The organism is Pararoseomonas baculiformis (genome assembly GCF_017813395.1).
Lineage (GTDB): Bacteria > Pseudomonadota > Alphaproteobacteria > Acetobacterales > Acetobacteraceae > Roseomonas > Roseomonas baculiformis.
Genome location: NZ_JAGIZB010000007.1, coordinates 120,359 through 142,814, shown reverse-complemented (window position 1 = coordinate 142,814; position 22,456 = coordinate 120,359). Strand labels below are relative to the sequence as shown.

The 22,456-nt window shown below is 68.2% G+C and carries 18 protein-coding genes and 4 tRNA genes; 18 read left to right on the top strand and 4 right to left on the bottom strand.

Annotation, left to right across the window (positions count from 1 at the left end; all coding sequences use genetic code 11):
* Positions 1-34: 34 nt before the first annotated feature.
* Positions 35-628, bottom strand: coding sequence for a hypothetical protein (locus J8J14_RS09415; protein WP_209379238.1), 594 nt, complete (start codon positions 626-628; stop codon positions 35-37).
* Positions 629-1,031: 403 nt separating this feature from the next.
* On the opposite strand from J8J14_RS09415, the gene J8J14_RS09410 reads away from it, so the two are divergent.
* From J8J14_RS09410 to J8J14_RS09400, 3 genes are all read left to right on the top strand, one after another.
* Positions 1,032-1,778 carry a CatB-related O-acetyltransferase gene (locus J8J14_RS09410; RefSeq protein ID WP_245215605.1) on the top strand — a complete coding sequence of 249 codons (747 nt, stop codon included), beginning with the start codon at positions 1,032-1,034 and terminating at the stop codon, positions 1,776-1,778.
* Positions 1,779-2,052: 274 nt separating this feature from the next.
* Positions 2,053-2,127, top strand: a tRNA-Thr gene (locus tag J8J14_RS09405).
* Positions 2,128-2,565: 438 nt separating this feature from the next.
* Positions 2,566-4,122: a GGDEF domain-containing protein gene (locus J8J14_RS09400; RefSeq protein ID WP_209379237.1), complete on the top strand. Its 1,557-nt coding sequence runs from the start codon at positions 2,566-2,568 to the stop codon at positions 4,120-4,122.
* Positions 4,123-4,415: 293 nt separating this feature from the next.
* Here the strand turns inward: J8J14_RS09400 and J8J14_RS09395 are convergent, their stop codons facing one another.
* The 3 genes from J8J14_RS09395 to J8J14_RS09385 all read right to left on the bottom strand — a co-directional run bounded on the left by J8J14_RS09395 (position 4,416) and on the right by J8J14_RS09385 (position 6,314).
* Positions 4,416-4,691, bottom strand: a complete 276-nt coding sequence (locus J8J14_RS09395; RefSeq protein WP_209379236.1) for a hypothetical protein — start codon at positions 4,689-4,691, stop codon at positions 4,416-4,418.
* A gap of 139 nt (positions 4,692-4,830) precedes the next feature.
* Positions 4,831-5,595 carry a 2-keto-4-pentenoate hydratase gene (locus J8J14_RS09390; RefSeq protein ID WP_209379235.1) on the bottom strand — a complete coding sequence of 255 codons (765 nt, stop codon included), beginning with the start codon at positions 5,593-5,595 and terminating at the stop codon, positions 4,831-4,833.
* Positions 5,595-6,314 (bottom strand): TrmH family RNA methyltransferase, encoded by a 720-nt coding sequence (locus J8J14_RS09385; RefSeq protein ID WP_342452426.1) that lies wholly within the window; start codon positions 6,312-6,314, stop codon positions 5,595-5,597. The genes J8J14_RS09390 and J8J14_RS09385 overlap by 1 nt, the downstream gene beginning before the upstream one ends.
* A 456-nt stretch (positions 6,315-6,770) precedes the next feature.
* On the opposite strand from J8J14_RS09385, the gene J8J14_RS09380 reads away from it, so the two are divergent.
* From J8J14_RS09380 to rpoB, 15 genes are all read left to right on the top strand, one after another.
* Positions 6,771-6,853, top strand: a tRNA-Tyr gene (locus J8J14_RS09380).
* A gap of 78 nt (positions 6,854-6,931) precedes the next feature.
* Positions 6,932-7,005, top strand: a tRNA-Gly gene (locus J8J14_RS09375).
* Between the two features lie 121 nt (positions 7,006-7,126).
* Positions 7,127-8,314, top strand: coding sequence for an elongation factor Tu (gene tuf / locus J8J14_RS09370; protein ID WP_209379220.1), 1,188 nt, complete (start codon positions 7,127-7,129; stop codon positions 8,312-8,314).
* A 109-nt stretch (positions 8,315-8,423) separates the two neighbouring features.
* Positions 8,424-11,489, top strand: coding sequence for a hypothetical protein (locus tag J8J14_RS09365; RefSeq protein WP_209379233.1), 3,066 nt, complete (start codon positions 8,424-8,426; stop codon positions 11,487-11,489).
* Positions 11,490-11,564: 75 nt separating this feature from the next.
* Positions 11,565-11,996 (top strand): RDD family protein, encoded by a 432-nt coding sequence (locus tag J8J14_RS09360; RefSeq protein WP_209379232.1) that lies wholly within the window; start codon positions 11,565-11,567, stop codon positions 11,994-11,996.
* A gap of 8 nt (positions 11,997-12,004) precedes the next feature.
* Positions 12,005-13,126, top strand: a complete 1,122-nt coding sequence (locus J8J14_RS09355; protein ID WP_209379231.1) for a capsular polysaccharide export protein, LipB/KpsS family — start codon at positions 12,005-12,007, stop codon at positions 13,124-13,126.
* A gap of 218 nt (positions 13,127-13,344) precedes the next feature.
* Positions 13,345-13,421: transfer RNA gene (locus tag J8J14_RS09350), tRNA-Trp, on the top strand.
* Between the two features lie 116 nt (positions 13,422-13,537).
* Entirely contained in the window at positions 13,538-13,732 is a 195-nt protein-coding gene (gene secE / locus J8J14_RS09345; RefSeq protein WP_209379230.1) for a preprotein translocase subunit SecE, read from the top strand.
* Positions 13,733-13,821: 89 nt separating this feature from the next.
* A complete protein-coding gene (nusG, locus tag J8J14_RS09340) occupies positions 13,822-14,358 on the top strand; it encodes a transcription termination/antitermination protein NusG (protein WP_209379229.1) in 537 nt (178 codons plus the stop codon).
* 162 nt (positions 14,359-14,520) lie between these two features.
* Positions 14,521-15,288: a (S)-ureidoglycine aminohydrolase gene (gene allE / locus J8J14_RS09335; protein WP_209379228.1), complete on the top strand. Its 768-nt coding sequence runs from the start codon at positions 14,521-14,523 to the stop codon at positions 15,286-15,288.
* A 234-nt stretch (positions 15,289-15,522) separates the two neighbouring features.
* Complete coding sequence (rplK, locus tag J8J14_RS09330) at positions 15,523-15,957, top strand: 50S ribosomal protein L11 (RefSeq protein ID WP_209379227.1); 435 nt, start codon at positions 15,523-15,525, stop codon at positions 15,955-15,957.
* Positions 15,958-15,960: 3 nt separating this feature from the next.
* Complete coding sequence (rplA, locus tag J8J14_RS09325) at positions 15,961-16,656, top strand: 50S ribosomal protein L1 (protein WP_209379226.1); 696 nt, start codon at positions 15,961-15,963, stop codon at positions 16,654-16,656.
* A gap of 319 nt (positions 16,657-16,975) precedes the next feature.
* The gene (gene rplJ / locus J8J14_RS09320; protein ID WP_209379225.1) at positions 16,976-17,515 is read left to right on the top strand and encodes a 50S ribosomal protein L10; all 540 of its coding nucleotides are present in this window, start codon (positions 16,976-16,978) and stop codon (positions 17,513-17,515) included.
* Positions 17,516-17,603: 88 nt separating this feature from the next.
* Complete coding sequence (rplL, locus tag J8J14_RS09315; protein ID WP_209379224.1) at positions 17,604-17,987, top strand: 50S ribosomal protein L7/L12; 384 nt, start codon at positions 17,604-17,606, stop codon at positions 17,985-17,987.
* A gap of 196 nt (positions 17,988-18,183) precedes the next feature.
* A complete protein-coding gene (gene rpoB, locus J8J14_RS09310; protein ID WP_209379223.1) occupies positions 18,184-22,380 on the top strand; it encodes a DNA-directed RNA polymerase subunit beta in 4,197 nt (1,398 codons plus the stop codon).
* Positions 22,381-22,456 lie beyond the last annotated feature (76 nt).

The following is a 22,456-nucleotide window of genomic DNA, read 5'->3' as shown; positions in this document are numbered from 1 at the left end:
ACATAGGGTGGACGGAGAGGCTTTTCAGCCTCTTTCAACCGGGATCGAAGGCATGGCGGACAAGAAGGGCGCGGGCCTTTGCCACATCGAAATCCGGGCGGCGCTGGAAGACAGAGAGATCCTCCGCCACCGCGATCTCCCGGGCGAAGGCACGCACGACATGGTAGCCCTTGCGGGAGCTGAAATCATGCATGACCAGCAGCGCATCCCAGCGGCAGCGCAGCAACACCTGCATGGCACAGGCCACCCGGAACCGGCCATCCACCATATAGAGATCTGCGGCCTCCGTGCCGGGAATGGACCAGGGTGCCTCATGATAGCGGGGCCAGCGTTCCTCGGTGGAGGGATCGGTGGGGCGGCCCCATTCGCCTACAGGCCCTATGTCGGCGTGCAGCAGCTTCGGCTGCGTCCAGCCCGGCCGGGAGGCGCAGGCACGGGCGACCTGATCGAGCCATTCCGGGGCGGAATCAACCGCAATGACCGAGCCTTCGACCAGGGAGGCGGCGAGGCAGGTGCTGCCGCCCGTGCCGAATTCCACATAGGTCCGGGCACAGCGCAGCACGCTCTCGAACAGCCGGAACTCGGCATCCGACATGCGGGGGGTGGGGATGGAGATATCGTCTTCCACGTTGCCTTCACGGAGCTCAGCCGCCGCCCTCCGAAACACCGCGCCGGCGGCGGCGGGGCGAAACAACCTGCCGGATCGGAAGCAGGTGAGGCGGTGGTGGGAACTGACCTAAGCCCGATTCCGCGAGGCTTCAATGCGCTCATCCCGGAGCTGCTGAGCCTCATGCTGTTGGGCGCTGACGCCCCGGTCTGGCGGTTCTGCAGCCGAAACGGGCGCCGGTGATCTGTGGAGCTGGAGGCGGTGGCGGACCGGAATTGAGGACCCGTGAGCTAGCTAACGGGAGAACTTCGCGCGACGATCCTGAGTGCCGAAATGACATCAAGGCAGCAAGCCTTCCTGACGGGGCGAACATGTCTGTAGAGAGTGGGCGGTCAGGTTAGGAAGGTTCGGGATGAATGTCAGATTGACGAAGCAGTCCATTGAATGGCTGCGAGATCACCGGATCTTTTTCGAGAACCGGACGGGCACCTTCCGACTCCGCCCTGGTGATGGGCTTAGTTTTGACCGTACAGTCGAGGTGGAGCCCTATTGTGGTTTTTTGAACGGGCGCACGATTTGTAAAATGGGCTCTTTCTCCTATTCGTATTCAGCAATGGTGCCTGGAATGCATGTCGGGCGTTACTGTTCCATTGCGGGCGGTATGACCGTTCCCAAGCCTCGCCATCCGGTTGAGAGCCTGAGCACCTCGTCATTTATGTACGACAGCCAGTTCAGTATTATCCGCTCCTGCATCGAAGACAGCGGCAAGCAATACGAACGATTTTATCCCAACCCTCAAAAGGCCCTTCCCATCATCGGCAATGATGTATGGCTGGGTGCCGGCGTGGCCATCATGCCCGGCGTCACGATCGGTGACGGGGCCGTGGTGGCTGCTCATTCCGTCGTGGTGAAGGACGTACCGAGCTACGCCATCGTGGGCGGCAACCCCGCGAAGATCATTCGGTATCGCTTTTCGGAAGCCCTTATCCGCGACCTCCTAGCAACGCGGTGGTGGGACTACCGCTTTGTCGAGCTGCTCGGGCCTGATCAATCGAACCCGGAGGAAGTCATCGACATGATACGCAAGGGGGTGGACATGGACGGCAAGGCACTCGAACCGTATCGGCCGCAGCCTATCCGGCTTCGAGACATGCCATTCGAACCTGCATGACAACCTTGCCTAAGGCAGTCGGTCTCCCAGGGGCGTCTCTTTGGTGAAGGCTGTGGCTTGGTTGCCGTCACGAAACGGGTATTGGGTGCAGGACAGTGGAAGGCGAACGGGAAGGGAAGGCGGCCTCGTGCCGCCAAGCCCCTGGCCCATGCTCGATCAGCGCGTTAGAAGGAAGCCGCGCCGCGTCGCTCCGAGCAGCATCCCGGTACAGGAGCCGGCATAGCCGGTCGGAGCGAAGCGGCGTGACGGCCGAAGGACCAGCGTTTTCGAGCCTGCCGGGTTAGCACAGCGGTAGTGCAGCGGTTTTGTAAACCGAAGGTCGGGGGTTCGATCCCCTCACCCGGCACCAAACTCCCCGCCCGAATACACTTGGCGTTCCCCATCTTCGGCCCAATGCCGATCAGCATTGCCGGAGTGATGAACCGGACATGGGCCAGATACCCGTCCTGGTGACACGTGCTGCCGGGTTTCCCGAAGCGACCGACACAGCAGCCAATGGCCAGTCTGGCTTCGGGGCGGTTGCGCAGGCGCTGTGCGGGACGCATCCTGGCCTTGCTGTCCTAGGGAGCGCCGCCACCCGCGACATTTCGTGGTGATGCTCCTGGCCCCTTAGGGAGGCTCAGGACCGCTTGTTTCCTGCAGTGAGACACAACGCGCTGTAGCTGACTGGCATGAGGCGAGAGTTGATTCGCTTTACAACCACAGCGAGTGTTGTCATAGAATATCGCACGTTTCCGTGAAATCCGCTTCCTGATGGCGGGAGGCGGTTGCCGCTCGGGGGATCCAAATGTCCAGCAAGGCCCGCTTTCCCGCCGGCTGGCGGCAAGGAGCAGCCGTCGCGGCGGTCTGTGCGATGCTTGGTTTCGCGGCTTCCGCCAGCTTTCTTCTCGCGGAGCGCCAGCGCCTTCTGGCCGAGGCTGGCGAGCAGTTGCAAACCTATGCGGGCGTCATGGCGACCCGCCTCGATTCGAGCCTGTCGCAATGGGCGCATGATGTGCGCCTCCTCACCCGCTTCGAAACCTTCGAGCGGGAGCCGCCGGAACCTCGTGCAGCCCGGCGGCTGCTGGAGGATCTGCAGACCAGATCTCCCACCTTCTCCTGGATCGGCTTCGCTGGGGGCGATGGGCGGGTGATCGCCGCAACGGGTGGCCTGTTGGAAGGCGCCGATGTCTCCGCGCGGCCCTGGTTCGCCCCGGGCCTGAACGGGCTTCATCTCGGCGATGTCCACCCGGCTGTCCTGCTGGCCAAATTGCTGCCGGTGGAACGGGGCGGTGGGGAAGGGGCCTATTTCGTGGATGCCGCCGCGCCGGTCCACTCCCCCGACGGCCGAGTGCTCGGGGTGATTGCCGGGCACCTGACCTGGCGCTGGGTCGAAAGCGTGCGCGACGAGCTGGTGAGCGTGGCACCGCGGCACCCCGTGCCGGTGCTTCGCGTGCTCGCCGCCGATGGGGCCGTCCTCCTTGGCCCGGAACGGGGCAGTGGGCAACGCCTGGCGGGCCTCCAGCCCGAGCCGGGTAGGGGCTGGCGGGAGGAGACATTGCCGGGGCAGGACCCCACGCTGCTCGGCTTCGGCAAGGCGGAAGGCGTGCCGGGCCAGCCAAGCCTCGGCTGGGTGGTGGTGGCCGAGGCCGACCGGGCGACCGTGCTTGCAGGCCTATGGCCGCTTGGCCTTTTCCTGGGCTTCGGCACCATGGCCATCGCCGGCCTCGGCGGGCTCCTGGCTACCTGGAATGCGAACCGGATGGGCAGCGCGGTCCGGCGCCTGATCGGGGCTGGCCAGGGCGACCTGACCGCGCGCATCGAGTGGCTGCGGGACCAGGCCTTTCGCGATCCGCTGACCGGGCTGCTGAACCGCGCCGGCTTCGAGGCCTGGCAGAAGGCCGAGCCGGCGCTGGCCTCCAGTTGCGCCGTCGTCGCCCTCGACCTGGATGGTTTCAAGCCGATCAATGACCGTTACGGCCACGCCGCTGGCGACGACGTGCTCCGCGGCATCGGGGCCTGGTTCCGCGACAATTTGCGCGACGCGGATGTGGCCGTTCGGATGGGGGGGGACGAATTCATCCTCTGCCTGCCCGGCCCGCAGGACAAGGTCGCAACGGCCGCGCGGGAGGTTTCGACACGGCTCGATGCCATGCTGCGCGCCGGGGTGGAAACGGCCTCTGGCCCGCTGGCCCTGGGCTGCAGCGCAGGCGTGGCCCTGATCCCGCAGGAAGCCGCCACCATGGTGGATGCCATCGCCCTGGCGGATGCCGCCCTCTACGAGGTGAAAAGAAGCAAGCCGAAGCGCTCCGTCGCCGATGGCGGAGCCCAGGTCGGAATCGCTATTCGAAGCAACGCGGCCTAAGCCACGCACCGGCCGCGCCCGGGAAGCCCGGGCGCGGAGAGGGATTCAGCTCCCCTGCGGCAGCGTCGGAAGATGACGGAACGCTTCGAAGCGGGCCTGGGCGTAGTGGGTGGCCAGCTGCGCGGCGATCAGCCCTGCAAGGATGATGGCGGACAGGATCAGCATGGGATGGAACCTCTGTTGTTCTTTCCTCCCTATCCCTGTCTCCAAGGTGGATGCTGCGCTGCAACATGTCCAGGGCTTCATCTTCGGCAGAAGGGGATGGGGCACATGCGGTGGGCGCGTGGCCCGGATCAGGCACTTCCAACCGTGGCGAAGCCGTCGCGATTCGTGGCGCGAATCACGGCCGCGAACAGGCGCAGCGCTTCGGGGCCGCCCTGGTCCAGCAGCGTGCCGATTTCCATCTCGCTCGCGAGGAGTTCCGCGTGGTCGGCCAGCGTCTCCGCGGCACGCCGCAAAGCTTCACGCGAAAGGGTAAGCTGAACCTCGTCCGGCAGGGTGTGCCATGCGCTCGGCACCCCCGCGATCTCCCCCTGGTTCTGGCCCTGGCCTTGGTGGGAGGACTGCATGAAGGATTTCCTTCTCCGGCAAGCCCTCCTGGCACGGTATGGCCCCTTGCGGGTGCTGGATCACCATCGCCTGGCGAAGGTTAACAACCCGTCAGCACCGCCCCGGTCCCCGGGGCTTGGCTTCAGGAAAGCGGCGGCGCTACGTGAGGCGCGCCGTCACTTCTCCGAGCAGGTCGAATCGCACCGTCACCGTGCAGGGGCCCTCCAGCCAGATCGGGGGCGTGACAGAGCCGAGGAAGATCACCTGTCCCGCGCGAAGGCCACCGAACAGCTCGGCCGCCGGGGAACTGGCCAGCCAGGCCAGCGCGTCCAGCGGATGGCCCAGCAACTCCGCGCCGCGGCCCTGGGCGCGTTCTGTGCCATCCACCAGCACCTGTCCCAGCGCCGCCGGCAGGTCCAGCCCCGGCCAACCGGAAGCCGGTGCCCCGATTACCCCGCCAGCATGGAACACCTGGTCCGCGATCAGCGCAGGCGCGCCCAGGGCGACGAAATCGCCATACCGCTGATCCACGACCTCGATGGCCGCGAAGACATGCTCCACCGCTTCGGCCAGGGATTCGCGGCTGTGGCTTCCAGCGGCGATGTCGCGGCCCAGGCGAAGCCCGATCTCGCATTCCACCCCAGCCTGGTGGAAATCGGCCAGGCGGAAGTGGCCGGCCTGCTGCTGGATACCCCCGGCAGGACAGAAGCCGGCGCAGGGATGCGCCAACTCCAGATAGGCCCGCATGCCCTTGGCCGTGGCCCCGATCTTGAAGCCCGCCGGCGGCAGCGCGCCCATGGCCCGGGCCAGCCGCAGCTGCAGCGCGTAACCCGCGGCGATATCCGTGGGCGCATCGGGCCCGAGATCGGGGAAGCCCCTGCGCGCCTGCCGGTCCGCCAGGATCCGCTCAGCCACCGTGTCCATCAGGCCCGTCCGATCTCGTAAAGGGCCACGGCGGCCGCGGCGGAGACGTTGAGGCTCTCCATCGCCTCGGTGATGGGCAGGCGTACGAGCTCGTCGCATGTCTCGCGCTGCAGCCGGCGCAATCCGCCGCCCTCGGCGCCCAGCACCAGCCCCACGCGGCGGCCGCTCGGCTTGGCCTCGGCCAGGGTGCGGGTGGCGTCGCCGGTCAGGCCCATCACCCAGGCGCCGCCATCCTGCAGGTGGCGGATGGCGCGGGCGAGGTTCACCTCCCGCACCATGGGCACGATCTCCAGCGCGCCGGAGGCAGCGCGGGCAAGGGCGCCGGTCTCCGGCGGGGCATGCCGGTCCTGCACCACCACGGCCGCGGCCCCGAAGGCCGCGGCGGAGCGTAGGATGGCACCGACATTGCGCGGGTCGGTCACCTGGTCGAGGAGGAGCACCGGGCCCTCAGAAATCTTCAGCACATCGTCCAGCGCCAGCTGGGGCAGGGGCTCGGCCAGCAGGGCGGCGCCCTGGTGGACCGAATCCTCCGGCAGGAAGGTGTGGAACCGTGCGCGGTCCTCCACGCGTTCCGGCTGCAGCTTGCGGGCGGCGAAGGTGCCTTCCGGCAGGCGCTCCTTCAGCGCCGCTTCCGCATCGGGGGTGAGAAGCAGGCGGCGCAGGCGGCGGCGCGGATTCAGCAGCGCGGCCGCCACGGCGTGCAGGCCATGCAGCCAGATCGTGTTGGCGGGGGCGCGGTCCTCCTCGCGCCGGGACGAATCCGGGCGGGCGCGAAAGGCGGGGGCGGACCCTTCCGGGCGGCGCGGGCCGCGCTCGGCCCCCGGTTCCGGCCGGCCGGCGGCACGAGGGAAAGCCTCCGGCTTTCCGGCCTTGAAGCCGGGGCGGCGGGCGGGATCGCCGGCGGCTGGCTCGCCGCCCTTCCAGCCCCGCTTGCCATCGAAGGCGCGGGGGCGGCTTGGCTGGCCGCTGCCGCGGTTTTCCTGGGAGCCGCCGGAAGAAGCGGGGGAGCGGGGGCCCTGAGGCCTGCGAGGCGGTGACATGGCGGCATCCTGCAAATCGGGACCGAAGCCGCAAGGCCGGGCCGTTCCGCATTATGCGACAGGGCTGCGTTGACAGCACCCCCGCTTCTCGGATAGTCCCCCGGCTCCCGCCCGGCAGGGTTGGGGACACCCTGTGGAGGGGTGCCCGAGTGGCTAAAGGGGACGGACTGTAAATCCGTTGGCTCGCGCCTACGTTGGTTCGAATCCAACCCCCTCCATGTGTCCCACTCCCGGCAGGCGCGGTGCGCGCGCGGCGGCCCATTCCGGTCCGCTTGAAGAACGGGCGGTTCCAGTGGGCGGGTGTAGCTCAATGGTAGAGTTCCAGCCTTCCAAGCTGGCTGTGCGGGTTCGATTCCCGTCACCCGCTCCATACGCGCCCTTCGGTTTCGGATACTGAAACCGGCTTCACCAAACACCATATACCGATCAACACAGCCTGCTTGGGCGGGCAGGGGGCTCTCCGCCCCTGGATGGGATAGGACTGGACGCGAATGGCGAAGGCGAAGTTCGAGCGGAACAAGCCGCACTGCAACATTGGCACGATTGGCCATGTTGATCATGGCAAGACGTCGCTGACGGCTGCGATCACGAAGGTTCTGGCGAAGTCTGGCGGTGCGTCCTTCACGGCGTATGACCAGATCGACAAGGCGCCTGAGGAGCGTGCGCGCGGCATCACGATCTCGACCGCCCATGTCGAGTACGAGACGGCGAACCGCCACTATGCTCACGTGGACTGCCCTGGCCACGCCGACTACGTGAAGAACATGATCACGGGCGCGGCGCAGATGGACGGCGCGATCCTGGTCGTGTCGGCCGCGGACGGCCCGATGCCGCAGACCCGCGAGCACATCCTGCTGGCGCGCCAGGTCGGCGTTCCCGCGCTGGTGGTGTTCCTGAACAAGGTCGACATGGCGGACCCCGACCTGCTGGAGCTGGTCGAGATGGAGGTGCGCGAGCTCCTCTCCTCCTACCAGTTCCCGGGCGACGACATCCCCATCGTGCACGGCTCCGCGCTGATGGCCCTCGAGGACAAGCGCCCCGAGATCGGCGAGCAGGCGATCCTGAAGCTGATGGAGGCCGTGGACAGCTACATCCCGCAGCCGGAGCGTCCGAAGGACCTGCCGTTCCTGATGCCGATCGAGGACGTGTTCTCGATCTCGGGCCGCGGCACGGTGGTGACGGGTCGCGTTGAGCGCGGCATCGTCAAGGTCGGCGAGGAAGTCGAGATCATCGGCCTCAAGGACACCGTGAAGACGACGGTGACGGGCGTCGAGATGTTCCGCAAGCTGCTCGACAGCGGCGAGGCGGGCGACAACATCGGCGCGCTGCTGCGCGGCACGAAGCGCGAGGACGTGGAGCGCGGCCAGGTTCTGGCCAAGCCCGGCTCGATCACGCCGCACACGAAGTTCAAGGCCGAGGCGTACATCCTGACGAAGGAGGAGGGCGGCCGCCACACGCCGTTCTTCACCAACTACCGTCCGCAGTTCTACTTCCGCACGACCGACGTGACGGGCGTGGTGCAGCTGCCGGAAGGCGTCGAGATGGTGATGCCGGGCGACAACGTCGCGATGAGCGTCGAGCTGATCGCCCCGATCGCCATGGACCAGGGCCTGCGCTTCGCCATCCGCGAGGGCGGCCGCACCGTCGGCGCCGGCGTCGTGGCCAGCATCGAGAAGTAAGCCGCCCGCCGCGAGGCGGATGGCTGGAGGGGGCGGGCTGCCGTAAGGTGGCCCGCCCTTTTTCTTTGCCTGCCGCCGCCACGCGGCAGGCCCGCGGGAGGCTGTTGGCTTGGCACGGCAGGACGAGGCGGCGTGGCGTCAGGCGGCCGGGGAACTGGCGGAGCTCTGCGGCATCGATGTCCGGCACATGCGCCTGCCACGCCAGCCGCTGGAGCCCGGCTTCGGCAGCCATGTCCTTGCGACGGGCTATGAGCTGGCCGATGTGTTCGGGCCGGCTGGCCCAGGGGACGGGCCGCATGCGCGGGACAAGGCGCTGCTGGCGCGCTGCCGCGCCCTGTATGTCCGCAAGGCCTGGTTGCCGCGCTACCTCGCCTTGAACGAGGCCTTCCTCACGCATGCGGGCGGGCGCCGGCTCGCCTCGCCGCTCTCCGGGGAGGAGATGCCGGTCCTGGGGAGCATGACGGTCCAGCACTGCCAGGTGACCGCTTGCCTCGACCAGGGAAGGCTGGTGCTCCTGATCGGGATTGGGGCCGTGCCGGTCGGTCTGTACCACGCGGCGCAGGGCCTGTTCCTCTGCCTCACCCCGATGCGCCTCGACATCCCCGCGGTGCTCCGCACCGTGCTGGACCATTTGACGGCGCGTCCCTTCGCCTGGATGTCCTGGCTGCGCCGGGCGATGGAGGGTGGCCTGCGCCGGGCCTTCGTGATCGGCGACAACCGCCCCGGCCATTTCCTCCGCCAGTCCCTGGCCTATCTCGATGCCGAGGAGGAGCGGATCACCGCCTTTGCCCGGGACGGGGGCGTGCTGGTGAAGGTGCCGGAATGGTGCGCGATGGATCCCGCCGCGGTCCTACCCTTCCTGGCGCCGCTGGAGACCCTCTCCACCCGGGCCGAGGGACTCACCGAGGTACTGCTTCTCGCCGGCTTCGACGCGCACCGCGTCTATCGCTTCACGGTCCACCGGGATGCCGCATGGCTCCGGCAGCGCCTCGCGCCGATGATCGACGGGGCGCGGGGCCGGGCGGGGGAGGGGCGGCGCTTCCGGGTGATGATCTCCCTCGATGCCGAGCGGGAGCGCGTGTCGAACGCGGTGGAGGTGTTTCGATTCGCCCTTCGCAAGCTCGCCGAGGCCTGTGCGGGGCAAGGCTCGGCTCTCGAGGTGGTCTGGGATGGCTGGACCGTCTCCGGCCCGCCCTCGGCGCGGGACCGGGATGTCATCGCGCGGATCGAGGCGATGGTGGCGGCGATCACGGCGGGGCTTCCTGCTCCCCCTGCGCTGCAGCGCCCGGTCTTCGGCCTCTCGGCCCTGGAAAAGGTGCCGGAGCTTGCGCTTTGCGACCTGGCTATCACCACCCTCGGCACAGGGGCGATGGTGTGTTCCTGGCTGCTGCAGCGGCCCACCATCGTCTATCACAACCCCGGCGCACTCTCGAACCGCGACTACCTCGATGACGGGACGGCGGTGGATGTCGATCCGCGCGCCATCGGGGCGCCGCCCGCCGATGACCCTCTGGCCATCCGGCACCAGCGCTTCACCATCGCGCTGTGGGGGATGGAGGATGCGCTGCGCCGCGCCCTTGGCACGCGGCTGGCTATCCGCCCGGAGTGCCCGCATCCGGACAGGCCGGCGCGCCAGGCCCTTCCCGAGGGCCCTGACGAGGTGGTGCGCCAGGCCGCGCGGGATCTGGCTGCCCTCTGTGGCCTGGATCCGCGCTTCTTCCGCTATCCCGGCCGCGAGCGCGACCGCGCCTACGATGCAGGCGCCCTCGCGGATCGCTGCGAGATCGTGGATGTGTTCGGTCCGCTCGGCCCCGGGCAGGGTGCCCATGGGGCGGATGCGGCCTTGCTGGATCGCATCCGGCGCCATTACCGCCATGCCGCCTGGATGGAGCGTTACGGCGCGCTGAACGCGGCCTTCCTGCCGCATGAAGGTGGGCGGACCATCCCGTCACCGCTCTCGGGCGGGGAGGCCTCGATCCTCGGCAGCCTGCCCCTGGCTCAGTACCAGGTGACCCCCTGTCTCGATGACGGTCGGCTGATCGTGCTGATCGGCATCGGCTACATGCCGGTCGGCCTCTACCATCCCGCGGAGAACCTGTTCCTCGTTCTCACGGATTACCGCCTTCCCATGCGCCAGGTGCTGGGCACCTTCCTGGGGCACTTCCTGCACCATCCCCGGCCATGGAGGGACTGGCTGTGGCGCGCCAGGGCCACCGGGCTGCGCCGTGCCTATGTGATCGGCGACAACCGGCCCAGCCACTTCATCCGCGAGAGCCTCGCCTATCTCGACGCACAGGAGGAGGCGCTGCTGCGCTTCGGGCGGGGCGGCGGCCTGCTGGTGCAGGTGACGGACTGGTGCGCGATGGACCCTTTCGCTGTCATCCCCGCTCTCGCGCCGCTGGACCGGCTGATGCTGAAAGGGGCTGTGCTCACCGAGACGCTTCTCGAGGCGGGCTACGACGCGCATCGCGTTTACCGCACCAACATTCAGCCCGGGGGGGATTGGCTCCGGCGGCGCCTGGCATCCCGGATCGGGCCGGACGACGGACCCGTCACCGGGCGGCGCTTCCGGCTGGCGATCTCGCTCGATGCGGAGCGGCAGCGGGTGGTGAATGCGGTGGAGGTCTTCCGCTTCGTCCTGGCCAGGCTGGGCGAGGCCTGTGCCCGGGACGGCAGCGCCCTGGAGGTGGTGTGGGACGGCTGGACCGTCTCCGGCGAGGCCGGGCCGCGCGACCGGGAGGTGATCGACCGGATCGAAACCATGATCGCGGAGATCACGGCCGATCTGCCGGTGGCGATCGCCGCGCAGTACCGGATCTTCGGGCGCGACGCCCTGGCCAAGCTTCCGGAGCTGGCGGGCTGCGACCTGGTGATCACCACCCTCGGCACGGGGGGCGTGGTGGCATCCTGGCTGCTGCGGCGGCCGGCCATCGTCTACCATGTCGCCAGTGCCGCCTCGAACATGGCTGATCTGGACCCGGCGACGGTGGTGCAGGTGGACCAGCGGGCCGTGGGGGAGCCGCCGCCCGGCGATCCGCTGGCCGGGCGCCACCAGCGCTTTACCCTGGCGCTCTGGGGCATGGAGGACGCGCTGCGCCGCGTCATGGGCGACCGACTGCCACTTGAGACCGGGGCCTGGCCCGGGCGGGGCGTGGACGTAGCGTCCCCGGCCTGAAAGCCGCTGCGCAGAGGGCCGGGGCTGGACAAGCCCTGCCGCCGCACGGACAACCGGGCGGGCGTGGAGGACAGGATGGCCGAGCGGCGCGGCGTGGAGCTGGCGGGTTTCTGGGTGCGGGTCGGGGCGCAGCTGATCGACGCTGCCTGGATGCTGCCCCTTGGTATGGCACTGGTGCTGCTGGGTGAACTGGCGCGGGGCGGACAGGAGCTCTCGCCCGGGGCGGATCTGCTGCTTCAGCTGATCTCCGCGCTGATCATCCTGCTTTTCTGGGCCACGCGGCAGGCAACACCGGGCAAGATGCTGTTCCGGCTTCGCGTCGTGGATGCCGAAACCGGAGGCATGCCGCCCTGGCCGCGCCTGGTGCTGCGCTATTTCGGCTACATCCTTTCCGGCCTGCCCCTGGGCCTCGGCTATTTCTGGATGCTCTGGGATCCGCGCCGGCAATGCTGGCATGACCGGCTGGCCCGCACCCTGGTGGTGCAGGACCCACCGGCGCGGGGCTGAGCCGCGCCATGCCCCTGACGGATGAGGCGACGCTGTCCATCCCAGAGGGGGCGGCGCTGGAGGCCGCCTTCTGGAAGGGGCGGACTGACTTCCTGCCCATCGTGCGCAAGATGGGGCGGGAGACCTGGCGCGTGGCCGATCCCATGCCCGCCATCCGCCTTCTCCAGTCCGCCTGCCGTCCGGTCTGGACCATGTCGCACCGGGTCGAGGCGCCGGAGCAGCGGGTGCTGAGGGACGGGCTGCTGCCCGTCCTGGCGGCTGCGAATGCGCCGCTGCTGCTGCATTCGCCCCATGAGCCCTTGGACGGGTTCCTCCCCGGTGCCCACCTGATCCGCCTGATGTGGCATGGCAGCGTCAAGGCGACGGGCCGCTGGAACTACGCACAGGCAGCCCTGCCGCACATGCTGATCTTCGACCGGCTGGGCTATGCCGGCTGGTCCTCCCTGGCGCAGCTGGAACGGCGGGAGGTGCTGGCGGTGGACCAGTCCACCGCCGATGCCTTCCATACCGGGACGATCCTTCCATTCCTGGCCGAGGGGCGGTCCAAATACCGCCAGGAGAACGGGCTGGCGGTGGAGGGGGAGGGCTTCGTCTTCGTCCCGCTCCAACTGCCGAACGACTCCGTCATCGCTCTCAAGAGCTTCGATTCGCCCTATCTGGAGGGCATGCACCGGATGGTCGTCGCCCTGGCGGCGGCGGGTATCCCGGTGATGCTGAAACGCCACCCCCATTGCACCGACCCGGCCGTCGCGCGCCTCATCGACGTGCTGGTGGCTGCCTGGCCGGGGCTGGTGGCAGTCAGCCGCGCCTCCATCCACCTGCTGATCCGGCGCGCCCGCGCCGTGATGACGCTGAATTCCGGGGTGGGATTCGAGGCGCTGCTGCACGGTAAGCCGGTCATCGCCGCGGGAAAGGCCGAGTACCAGGTGGCGGCCACGGCCATGGCCGAGCCGGAAGCAGCCCCCGCGGCCCTCGCCGAAGCCGAGGCGAGGCACGACCCGGGCTTCATCCGGCGTTACCTCTTCCTGGCGCTGAACCAGCACCAGATCGACACGCGGGATCCCGTTTCCTTCCAGCGCGCCGCGCTGCGCGTGCTGTGCCAGGACTACACCGAGCGCGTGCCCCGCTGAGGCCCCGCCAGCCGGTTCCCGCGAATCCGTTGCGGCGGGCACGGCGCCTGCCAGGGCGGGGGTGGGGTAGGGGGCGTGGTGGGCCCATGGAATGGCCCGGGAAGCCCGGCTGACCTTTGCGCGGCACTGGTCGATGCCCCGATCGTGAGATGTTTCGACGCGGCCCCTCGACATCCGCCGCGCAGTGCCGTAAGGCACGCCCCCTGCGCGGACCCGCTAGGGGCGTAGCTCAATTGGCTAGAGCGCCGGTCTCCAAAACCGGAGGTTGGGGGTTCGAGACCCTCCGCCCCTGCCAGGGCGGGCCGCGCAAAACCATTTTCACGGGCATCGCGCCTGGATGGTCCAGGGACACCTCCCGCCAGATCGACTCGTGGGGGCGTTACTGGGCCCCGGCGCCGGGAGGAGCCTGAGTTGGCCGGTTTCAACCCCGCAGGTTATCTGCGTGACGTTCGGCAGGAGATCGGCCGGGTCACCTGGCCGAGCCGCAAGGAGACGCTGATCACCACAGGGCTGGTGCTGGCGCTCTCGGCGCTCGCGGCCGTCTTCTTCCTGGTGACGGATTGGCTCATCCAGCTGGCCATGCGCCTGCTGTTCGGGTTCGCCTGACGGCGGATTGATTCGCGCCCTCGCTGGAGGCCGGGCCACAGGGCCAGGGCCGGAGGCGGGGAGCGCCAGAGATCGGGAGCTTCGCGGCCATGGCCGACAAGAAGTGGTACGTCGTCCACGTCTACTCCGGCTTCGAGAAGAAGATCGCGAGCCAGATCAAGGAGCAGGCGGCCCAGAAGGGCCTGGCTGACAAGATCGAGGACGTGCTCGTCCCCTCCGAGGAGGTGGTCGAGGTGCGCCGCGGGCAGAAGGTCAACACCGAGCGGAAGTTCTTCCCGGGCTATGTGCTCGTGAAGATGGAAATGACCGACGACGCCTGGCACCTGGTGAAGGACACGCCGAAGGTGACCGGCTTCCTCGGTGCCCGCAACAAGCCAAGCCCCATCCCGGAGCGCGAGGCGATGCGGATGCTGCAGCAGGTGCAGGACAACGCCGAGAAGCCGCGCCGTCCCTCCATCACCTTCGAAGTGGGCGAGAATGTCCGCGTGGCCGATGGCCCCTTCACCAGCTTCAATGGCGTGGTGGAGGAAGTGGACGAGGAGAAGGGCCGGGTGAAGGTCTCGGTCTCGATCTTCGGCCGCGCCACGCCGGTGGAACTGGAATACGGGCAGGTCGAGAAGGCCTGACCCGCGGGCCGCTCCGGCCCACGCGCCCCAAGGGCCGCGCCGGTCATCCGGCGCGGCCTTTTTCTTGCCCGCGTTCCCCCGGGGCCGGGCGCTCCGGCGTGTGCCTTGCAAGGCGCCCACGCCCGGATCATCCCCCCCCCCCGATCACCCCAAGGCAGGCCCATGCGCGTCCCCACTCCCAATCCCCCGCCCGGCATCATCGGCCACAACCGGACCATGCTGGCGCCGAGCTACTGCGTCTTCCCGCCAGAGGGGATCATGGACAGCCTCCTGCCGAACTGGCCGGGCTGCGTCATCCGCTTCCAGGCCAGCCGGCAGATGGGGGCCCGCTTCACCCAGGCAGTTCTGCTGCTGCCGCCGGGCGCCGGCAGCGCGGGGCCGGTGGATGATGGCGTGCAGGCCTTCCTCTATGTCCGGGCCGGGGTGCTGGAGGTGACGGTGGAAGGGGTCACCCACAGCCTGGGCGCCGGCGGCTATGCCTATGTGCCCCAGGGCGTGCCCTATGCGGTCCGCAACGCCGGGGAGGGGGAGGCGCGGGCCATTTGGGTCCGCAAGCCCTACCAGCCCGCCGCCGGCGTGCCCGGGCCGAAGGTGCTCATCGGCCACCGTGATACGGCATTGCGCGAGGAAAGCGGCCCCCGCTGGCGCATCTGCCTCCTCGGCCTTCGCGAGATGCCGATGGACTTCGAGATGAACATCATGTGCTACGCGCCCGGCGCGCATTTCTGGTGCGTGGAGACGCATGTGATGGAGCACGGGATGGTCATGCTCCAGGGCCAGGCTCTCCAGCTGCTCGGGCGGGACTGGCATGAGCTCTGGACCGACGACTTCGTGTGGATGGGCCCCTATGTCCCCCAGCAGATCTACGCGACGGGGGCGGAAGTCTGCGAGTACCTGCTCTACAAGGACGTGAACCGGGACGTGATCTGACAGGCCGGGACGGGCAGGACCGCCCGGCTTGCAGGGGCGGTGAAACTATTGCTGGACTCTCCGTCCCAGCAGGCCTATATGCCGCCCCCGCGCCGGCCGGGCTGGGGTCTTCCCCGCCCGGCCGCCGCGCGTTTCCCGCCAAGGGAATGAAAAGGAACGCGGGAGGTCCGGCCCCAGCCTATCGGGGACGGGTCGTGAGTACCGCGGGCCTCTGAACACGAGAGGTGCCAGAGAATGGCGAAGAAGATCGTCGGCTACATCAAGCTGCAGATCCCGGCCGGCAAGGCGAACCCGTCGCCGCCGGTGGGCCCCGCGCTGGGTCAGCGCGGCCTGAACATTATGCAGTTCGTGAAGGAATTCAACGCGGCCACCCAGGGCATGGAGCCCGGGACCCCGACGCCGGTGGTGATCACCGCCTATTCGGACCGCACCTTCTCCTTCATCACCAAGACCCCGCCCAACACCTACTTCCTGCTGAAGGCGGCGAAGCTGGAGAAGGGCTCCCAGACTCCGGGCAAGGGCGGTGCCGTGGGCCGCGTGACGAAGACGCAGCTGGCCGAGATCGCCAAGGTGAAGATGAAGGACATGAACTGCGAGACCGAAGAGGCCGCGGTTCGCATGCTGGCCGGTTCTGCCCGCGCCATGGGCATGACGGTGGTGGAGGGCTGATCGATGGCCAAGCAGGGCAAGCGTCTCCGCAAGATCGCCGAGGGCCTGGACCTCGAGAAGAACTACGCGCTGGCCGAGGCCATCGCGACGGTGAAGGCCAGCGCCAACGCCAAGTTCGATGAGACGATCGAGATCTCGATGAACCTGGGCATCGACCCGCGCCATGCCGACCAGATGGTCCGCGGCGTGGTCGGCCTGCCGAACGGCACGGGCAAGACCGTGCGCGTCGGCGTCTTCGCCCGCGGCCCGAAGGCGGAGGAGGCGAAGGCCGCCGGCGCCGACGTGGTTGGCGCCGAGGACCTGCTGGAGGCCGTGCAGGGCGGGACGATCAATTTCGACCGCTGCATCGCCACCCCGGACATGATGGGCATCGTCGGGCGCCTGGGTAAGATCCTCGGCCCGCGCGGCCTGATGCCGAACCCCAAGCTCGGCACCGTCACCATGGACGTGAAGGGCGCCGTCACGGCCGCCAAGGCGGGCCAGGTGGAGTTCCGCGCCGAGAAGGCCGGCATCGTGCATGCCGGCATCGGCAAGGCGAGCTTCGAGGCTGACAAGCTGCTCGAGAACGCCAAGGCTTTCGTGGACGCCATCCAGCGCGCCCGCCCGGCCGGCGCCAAGGGCACCTATGTGAAGAAGGTGGCGGTGTCCTCCTCCATGGGCCCTGGCCTGAAGGTGGACGTGGCGAGCCTCTCCGCCTGAGTTTGACGCCCCGGGCTTCCGGCCCGGGGCACGAGATACGCCCACCCTTCGCGGGGTGGGCGGGCAAGGCGGGGCAACCCGCCTGACCTGTCCGAGACCTGATGTGCCCATCCTTCGAGAAAGGGACGGCTTGAAGGGCGAGAGCCCGCAACGGGGAGACGGGGTGCCAGAGACACGGATCTGCCGGTTCTGACCGGCAGGCTTGGCTTGGCTTCCGGCTTATTTCTGACAGGCGAACCGGGATGGCCCCATCGGGGCTGTCCCTGCGTGAACCGCCGGGGCCCCTCCACAAGGCGCCGGTTAATCGTAGGAGACGGGAATGGACCGTACGGAGAAGCGCGAGTTCGTCGCCACCCTCGGTTCGGTGTTCGCCGACACCTCCTTCGTGCTCGTCGCCCAGAACAACGGGCTGACGGTCGCGGCGGTGGATGATCTGCGGCGCCGGATGCGGGCGGCCGGTGCGACGTACAAGGTCGCTAAGAACCGGCTGGCCAATCTCGCCCTCGAGGGCACCCGCTTCCAGGGCATCTCGCCGCTGCTGAAGGGCCCGACCGCGCTTGCGTGGTCGAAGGACCCGGTGGCCGTGGCGAAGACCGCCGTGGAGTTCGCCAAGGGTAACGACAAGTTCGTGATCCTGGGCGGGGCGATCGGGACCCAGACCCTGGACGTCGCTGGCGTCCGGGCTCTGTCCGAGCTGCCCTCGCTCGAGACGCTGCGGGCGCAGCTGCTGGGTCTGATCCAGACCCCGGCGACGCGCATCGCGGGCGTGCTGCAGGCTCCGGCCGGGCAGCTGGCGCGGGTGTTCAAGGCCTATGCCGACAAGGATGGGTCTGCCTCAGAGGGCGCGGAAGCCGCCTGAAACGCCGTATCCCCGGGCTGGTTGCCGCTGACGGTGGCGCCCGGGGTTGCAAACATCAAGCCAAGCCATTAGATCGAAGGATACAATCATGGCCGATCTCGCGAAGCTCGTCGACGAGCTGTCCTCCCTCACCGTCCTGGAGGCCGCTGAGCTCTCCAAGATGCTCGAGGAGAAGTGGGGCGTTTCCGCCGCGGCGCCCGTCGCCGTGGCCGCGGCCCCGGCTGCCGGTGGTGGCGCTGCCGCCCCCGCGGCTGAGGAGCAGACGGAGTTCACCGTCATCCTCGCCAGCGGCGGTGACAAGAAGATCAACGTCATCAAGGAGATCCGCACGATCACCGGCCTGGGCCTGAAGGAGGCCAAGGACCTGGTCGAGGGCGCTCCGAAGACCGTGAAGGAAGGCGTCTCGAAGGATGAGGCGGAGAAGATCCGCAAGGTCCTCGAGGAGAACGGCGCCAAGGTTGAGGTCAAGTAAGACCTTCATCGGCGTCTCCCCCGACCCTATCTGGTCGGGGGAACATACTGGTTCGAAGGGCCGGGCGGAGACCTACGGGTTTCCGCCCGCGCCCGCTTTTCGCCGGATGGCGGGTGCCGTCCGGTGGTGTTGCGGGGGAACGGGGCGCGCGGCGGCGCCCGGGTCCGCCGGGTAGGCGAAGGGACGCAGGGCTGGCATGAACGCGATCTCGAAGGGTTTCGAGGGTAAGGGCTTCACCGGGCGCAAGCGCATCCGCAAGTCCTTCGGGCGGCTGCCCGAGGTGGCGCCGATGCCGAACCTCATCGACGTGCAGCGCGCGTCCTATGAGGCCTTCCTGCAGATGGAGGTTTCGCCCGAGATGCGGGCGAATGCCGGCCTCCAGGAAGTTTTCAAGAGCGTTTTTCCGATCAACGACTTTGCCGGTCGCGGCAGCCTGGAATTCGTGCGCTACGAGTTCGAGGAGGCGAAGTACGACGTCGAGGAGTGCATCCAGCGCGGGCTGACCTATGCCGCCCCGCTGAAGGCCCATCTGCGCCTGATCGTCTGGGACATCGACGAGGACACCGGGTCCCGCTCGATCCGCGACATCAAGGAGCAGGGCGTCTACATGGGCGACATCCCGCTCATGACGGACAACGGCACCTTCATCGTCAACGGGACCGAGCGCGTCATCGTCTCGCAGATGCACCGCTCGCCGGGCGTGTTCTTCGACCATGACAAGGGCAAGACGCACTCCTCGGGCAAGTATCTCTTCGCCGCCCGCGTCATCCCCTATCGCGGCTCCTGGCTCGACTTCGAGTTTGATGCCAAGGACATCTGCTATGTCCGCATCGACCGGAAGCGCAAGCTGCCGGCCTCGACCCTGCTCTACGCCCTGGATTCCGCCGAGACCGAGGGCAAGCGCGCCGAGCGCGGCGATGCCGCCCTTGAGGCGGGCGAGGTGCGCGGCATGGACGCGCAGGAGATCCTGTCCACCTTCTACGGCCAGGTCGTCTTCTCCCGCGGCAAGCAGGGCTGGTCGCGCCCCTATGAGCCCGAGGCCTTCCGTGGCCTGAAGCTCACCGAGGACCTGATCGACGCCTCCACCGGGCAGGTCGTGGCCCCCAAGGACACGAAGCTGAACCCGCGCGCCGCGCGCAAGATCGCGGAGGAGGGCACCAAGGAGGTGCTCGTCGGCCGCGCCGACCTGTTGGGCCGCTTCGTCGCCGAGGACCTGGTGGACATGTCCACCGGCGAGATCCATGCCGAGGCGGGCGAGGAGCTGACCGAGGCCAAGCTCGCCGCCATTGAGGCTGCCGGCTATGACCGCCTGCCCACCCTGGCGATCGATTCCACGGTCGGCCCCTGGATGCGCAACACGCTCGCGGTGGACAAGAACTCCAATCGCGACGACGCGCTGATGGACATCTACCGGGTCATGCGCCCGGGCGAGCCGCCGACGCCGGAAACGGCCGAGACGCTGTTCCGCGGCCTGTTCTTCGACGGCGAGCGCTATGACCTTTCCGCGGTCGGCCGCGTGAAGATGAACATGCGCCTCGGCTTCTCGCTGAACGACGTGCCGGACACGCAGCGCACCCTGCGCAAGCAGGACATCCTGGCCACCGTGAAGACGCTGCTCGAGCTGAAGGACGGCAAGGGCCAGATCGACGACATCGACAACCTCGGCAACCGCCGGGTGCGTTCGGTCGGCGAACTGATGGAGAACCAGTACCGCGTCGGCCTGCTCCGCATGGAGCGCGCCATCAAGGAGCGCATGGGCTCGGTCGACATCGACACGGTGATGCCGACGGACCTGATCAACGCCAAGCCGGCGGCGGCCGCGGTGCGCGAGTTCTTCGGCTCGTCCCAGCTGTCGCAGTTCATGGACCAGACCAATCCGCTTTCCGAGGTGACGCATAAGCGCCGCCTCTCGGCGCTTGGCCCGGGCGGTCTGACGCGTGAACGCGCCGGCTTCGAGGTGCGCGACGTGCACCCGACGCATTACGGCCGCATCTGCCCGATCGAGACGCCGGAAGGCCCGAATATCGGCCTGATCAACTCGCTGGCCACCTTCGCCAAGGTGAACAAGTACGGCTTCATCGAGACGCCGTACCAGATGGTGCGCGACGGCAAGATCACGGGTGAGCCGCGCTACCTCTCCGCCATGGAGGAGGAGCGCCTTGTGGTTGCCCAGGCCGACGCCGAGGTGGACCGCGAGAGCGGCGAGTTCCGTTCGGAGCTGGTCTCGGTGCGCCAGGGTGGCGACTTCCGGCTGGTGAAGCCGGAAGAGGTCACCGCGATCGACGTGTCGCCGAAGCAGCTCGTCTCCGTGGCCGCGGCGCTGATCCCGTTCCTTGAGAACGACGACGCGAACCGTGCGCTCATGGGCTCGAACATGCAGCGCCAGGCCGTGCCGCTGGTGAAGTCCGACGCGCCGCTGGTGGGCACGGGCATGGAGGCCGCTGTCGCGCGGGACTCCGGCGCCTCCATCGTGGCCCGCCGCGATGGCGTGGTGGACAGCATCGACGGCGCCCGCATCGTGGTGCGTGCCACCGGCGAGGACGGCACCACCCAGGGCGTGGACATCTACCGCCTGCGCAAGTTCCAGCGCTCCAACCAGTCCACCTGCATCAACCAGCGTCCGCTGGTGCGCGTGGGCGACGAGGTGCGTGCCGGGGACATCATCGCCGACGGTCCGTCCACGGAGCTGGGCGAGCTGGCCCTGGGCCGCAACGCGCTCTGCGCCTTCATGCCCTGGAACGGCTACAACTTCGAAGACTCCATCCTGATCAGCGAGCGCATCGCCCAGGAGGACATCTTCACCTCGATCCATATCGACGAGTTCGAGGTCAGCGCCCGCGACACCAAGCTGGGCCAGGAAGAGATCACCCGCGACATCCCGAATGTCGGCGAGGAGGCGCTGCGGAACCTCGACGAGGCCGGCATCGTCTATATCGGCGCCGAGGTGCATCCGGGCGACATCCTGGTCGGCAAGGTCACGCCGAAGGGCGAGAGCCCGATGACGCCGGAGGAGAAGCTGCTCCGCGCGATCTTCGGCGAGAAGGCCTCGGACGTGCGCGACACCTCGCTGCGCCTGCCGCCGGGTGTCTCGGGCACCATCGTGGACGTGCGCGTCTTCTCCCGCCGCGGCGTGGACAAGGACGAGCGCGCCATGGCGATCGAGCGCGCCGAGATCGAGCGCCTGGCCAAGGACCGCGACGACGAGCGGGCCATCCAGGAGCGTTCCTTCACCGGGCGTCTTCGCGAGATCCTGCTGAACCGCAAGGCGGCTGGTGGCTTCAAGGGCGTGAAGCAGGGCACGGTCATCACCGACGAGGTGCTGTCCGAGTTCAACCGCATGACCTGGCGCCAGATTGCCGTTTCGGACGACGCCGCCCAGGCGCAGCTCGAGGCGCTGAAGCGCGAGTTCGACGCGGCTGTGGAGCGCCTGCAGAAGCGCTTCGAGAGCAAGGTCGAGAAGCTGCAGCGCGGTGACGAGCTGCCGCCCGGCGTGATGAAGCAGGTCAAGGTGTTCGTGGCGGTGAAGCGCAAGCTTCAGCCGGGCGACAAGATGGCCGGCCGTCACGGCAACAAGGGCGTCGTTTCCCGCGTCGTGCCGATCGAGGACATGCCGTTCCTGGAGGACGGCACGCCGGTGGACCTGGTTCTGAACCCGCTGGGCGTGCCTTCGCGCATGAACATCGGCCAGATCCTGGAGACGCATCTAGGCTGGGCCTGCGCGAACATCGGCAAGCAGATCGGCGAGCTGGTGGAGGACTATCGGCGTGTCGGCGCAGCCCGCGAGGCGCTGATCGAGAAGCTGCGAGACGTCTATGGGGATGAGGTCACCGACCGTGACATCGTCAACATGAGCGAGGACCAGTTGCTCGAGCTTGGCGAGAACCTGAAGCGTGGCGTGCCCATCGCGACACCGGTCTTCGACGGCGCCCGGATCTCGGACATCGAGAACATGCTGACCATGGCGGGGCTCGACACCTCCGGCCAGGTGCAGCTGGTCGATGGCCGCTCCGGCGAGCTGTTCGAGCGCAAGGTGACGGTCGGCTACATCTACATGCTGAAGCTGCACCACCTCGTTGACGACAAGATCCACGCCCGCTCGATCGGCCCCTACTCGCTCGTTACCCAGCAGCCGCTGGGCGGCAAGGCGCAGTTCGGCGGCCAGCGCTTCGGCGAGATGGAGGTCTGGGCGCTGGAGGCCTATGGCGCCGCCTACACTCTGCAGGAGATGCTGACGGTGAAGTCGGACGACGTGTCCGGCCGCACCAAGGTCTATGAGGCGATCGTCCGTGACCAGGACAGCTTCGAGGCCGGCATTCCCGAGAGCTTCAACGTTCTCACCAAGGAGCTGAAGAGCCTTGGCCTGAACGTGGACCTCGAGAATCGCGGCACCTGACCGAGGACTGACAAGGATCGCGCCGGCCCCTTCCCAGCGGGGCCGGCTGCTGATTTCGTCGTGCGAAAGCACGGCA

What these genes read in the sequence shown, in the direction of transcription:
- J8J14_RS09400 (WP_209379237.1), top strand. Translation starts at nt 2,566, where the DNA reads ATGTCCAGCAAGGCCCGCTTTCCCGCCGGCTGGCGGCAAGGAGCAGCC.
- J8J14_RS09395 (WP_209379236.1), bottom strand. Translation starts at nt 4,691, where the DNA reads ATGCAGTCCTCCCACCAAGGCCAGGGCCAGAACCAGGGGGAGATCGCG.
- J8J14_RS09390 (WP_209379235.1), bottom strand. Translation starts at nt 5,595, where the DNA reads ATGGACACGGTGGCTGAGCGGATCCTGGCGGACCGGCAGGCGCGCAGG.
- tuf (WP_209379220.1), top strand. Translation starts at nt 7,127, where the DNA reads ATGGCGAAGGCGAAGTTCGAGCGGAACAAGCCGCACTGCAACATTGGC.
- J8J14_RS09360 (WP_209379232.1), top strand. Translation starts at nt 11,565, where the DNA reads ATGGCCGAGCGGCGCGGCGTGGAGCTGGCGGGTTTCTGGGTGCGGGTC.
- J8J14_RS09355 (WP_209379231.1), top strand. Translation starts at nt 12,005, where the DNA reads ATGCCCCTGACGGATGAGGCGACGCTGTCCATCCCAGAGGGGGCGGCG.
- nusG (WP_209379229.1), top strand. Translation starts at nt 13,822, where the DNA reads ATGGCCGACAAGAAGTGGTACGTCGTCCACGTCTACTCCGGCTTCGAG.
- allE (WP_209379228.1), top strand. Translation starts at nt 14,521, where the DNA reads ATGCGCGTCCCCACTCCCAATCCCCCGCCCGGCATCATCGGCCACAAC.
- rplK (WP_209379227.1), top strand. Translation starts at nt 15,523, where the DNA reads ATGGCGAAGAAGATCGTCGGCTACATCAAGCTGCAGATCCCGGCCGGC.
- rplA (WP_209379226.1), top strand. Translation starts at nt 15,961, where the DNA reads ATGGCCAAGCAGGGCAAGCGTCTCCGCAAGATCGCCGAGGGCCTGGAC.
- rplJ (WP_209379225.1), top strand. Translation starts at nt 16,976, where the DNA reads ATGGACCGTACGGAGAAGCGCGAGTTCGTCGCCACCCTCGGTTCGGTG.
- rplL (WP_209379224.1), top strand. Translation starts at nt 17,604, where the DNA reads ATGGCCGATCTCGCGAAGCTCGTCGACGAGCTGTCCTCCCTCACCGTC.
- rpoB (WP_209379223.1), top strand. Translation starts at nt 18,184, where the DNA reads ATGAACGCGATCTCGAAGGGTTTCGAGGGTAAGGGCTTCACCGGGCGC.